Annotated in this window: 3 protein-coding genes and 1 pseudogene; all 4 read right to left on the bottom strand. The window is 42.8% G+C overall.

The genetic code is table 11. The annotated features are described in order from the left end of the window. Positions 1 to 254: 254 nt before the first annotated feature. Positions 255 to 482 carry a hypothetical protein gene (locus PVV60_RS10305; RefSeq protein ID WP_012754703.1) on the bottom strand — a complete coding sequence of 76 codons (228 nt, stop codon included), beginning with the start codon at positions 480 to 482 and terminating at the stop codon, positions 255 to 257. Beyond that, the gene (locus PVV60_RS10310) at positions 479 to 1141 is read right to left on the bottom strand and encodes a lysozyme (RefSeq protein WP_273724652.1); all 663 of its coding nucleotides are present in this window, start codon (positions 1139 to 1141) and stop codon (positions 479 to 481) included. Before PVV60_RS10310 ends, PVV60_RS10305 begins: the two co-directional genes overlap by 4 nt. A 63-nt stretch (positions 1142 to 1204) precedes the next feature. Further along, positions 1205 to 1534: a hypothetical protein gene (locus PVV60_RS10315; protein ID WP_273724653.1), complete on the bottom strand. Its 330-nt coding sequence runs from the start codon at positions 1532 to 1534 to the stop codon at positions 1205 to 1207. A gap of 13 nt (positions 1535 to 1547) precedes the next feature. Further along, positions 1548 to 1947 (bottom strand): annotated as a pseudogene (locus PVV60_RS10320) (hypothetical protein); the annotation flags it as partial.

Here is a 1947-nt window from a genome sequence, read left to right on the forward strand (position 1 = left end):
AAAGGCTATCAATTTCATGAGGCGTGACATCATCTTTAAGCCTTGATAGGTCTCTATCATCTCGCGAAGGAGTTGTTGTTCTGTTTGTGTGAGATCTTGTTCTTGTTTACTTCGTTTCTTGACCATCTTTCCAACCACATAAATGGGCTCCCTGCTTGTTATGCTTCAAAATATCTCTTGCAAGGTTGGAACTGATGACCGCAAAATCCTTGTTATCCAAATAAATGGGCAACCAGCCTCCACAAGAAACAGACCTATTTGCCGCGCACCCAACGAGAAAGTTCAGAGCGCACACCAGCATCACTTTTTTGATTAACTTCATTTTCTACCTCAAGCCGCGTTGTTGCTGTCTTTAAAGCATTCTCTGTTTGCTTTTGCCGTTCGCTTTGCTTGCCAAGGTGAAACGCCTTAGCTAAAGCCATAAAAAAAACGGCTAACGCCGCTGTAAACATAAGAGAATATTTCTTTAACCAAAAAATCATAAGCGTTGCTCCCGAAAACGCTTGGCGACAATCACTATGCCCGTTACAGCCGCTAAAACCATGATCCCTGCTAATGCCCATTGAATGGGTCCATTGCCTGCTAACAAGCCGCCAAAACCAGAACAAGACCCTATAATCGGGGCAAGTGCTTCTACCTTGAAAAGACCTGTTGCCGTTTTCGTTTCTACCCTTTGATAATTTGAAGAGACATAAGACCCTTTTACCCATAATCCCGCTTCTGCTGCTCGACGATTGGCTAAACCCGCAAGAGGCTTCCCACCGACCTTATTCCATTTCTGTAATTCTAAGGGTACGGCTTCATAATCCCCTTGATTAAGCTTCTTCAACAATGTTGACTTGCAAAAAGCAGCGGTTCCTACATTATAGCAAAACGAGACCAATGCCGCGAATTGGCAATCAGTTAATGAAACCGTCACCGATTCCTCTACCGCATTCTCAAATTGCTTTAAATCTTCACAAAGGATTTCTTCTGCTTGCTTTTGGCTAATACGCATACCTTTTTTGACAAGGGGGTGACCCGCATTGCTGGTGTGACCATAACCAATCGTCCAGATACATGCCGTATCTCTATATGCCTCCAAACGCAAACCTTCCCATTGTTTGATAAGCTCTAATCCTTCTTTCGATATCTTTCTCATCTGACGCTCCATAAAAAAAGCCCCACAAAAGTGAGGCTGGATAAAAATGTTTTTTTATGATCTCTATTGACTATGCTCTTTGATCAGTTGCTCGACTTCTTCAACACGAAAGCCAAGTTGAAAGAGCGGCGCATATTCGCTTTCCTGTAATTCATACTGACAACGCTTTTCGACAAAATCACCATTTGAATCAAACGGCATGGTTGTTGTTAGACAAACCTTATGCGTGTCATCTTCAATCCCCTCTTCTCCCTCTCCAAGCTCTTTGACAAAGACCCAATAAAAACGCATTGCTAAAAGATGCTCTAGCCTTCTTACGGTTTCAACCTTATCAAATTCAAGCATATTCAGATAATCTTCTTTGCTATTTAAGTGCTCTGGATAATCTATCATCTTTACATCCTCCCTAAACAAAATAACGTGGACGGCTACAACCACGCGCACATAATTGTTCATTACCTCTAGCAGAAGATATGGTGGAGCGCGCAAAACATCCGCTATCTACACCATGGCTCCACCCTCCTCCTCCTGATAACCATCTCATTTCTAGCCTAGCCTGCCCCCTATTCGTTATTTGCATAGGAAATGTTCCTGATAAAAACTGCCAAACATAACCACAACCTTCCTCACAACCGATATGCGAGATCATACGACGATTGGCTGTATCAACGTGACCTCCTGAAATCTTAGGAGAAGGGGCCTTCTTACCCGTAATACTTGTTTTGTCATTACTGCCAGACATCGCAGAGGCAAATTCCACATCACTTAGTAACGTTTTCTTGACACGCAACATATCTGTTACATGA

This window comes from Bartonella sp. AU18XJBT (genome assembly GCF_028618595.1).
Lineage (GTDB): Bacteria > Pseudomonadota > Alphaproteobacteria > Rhizobiales > Rhizobiaceae > Bartonella.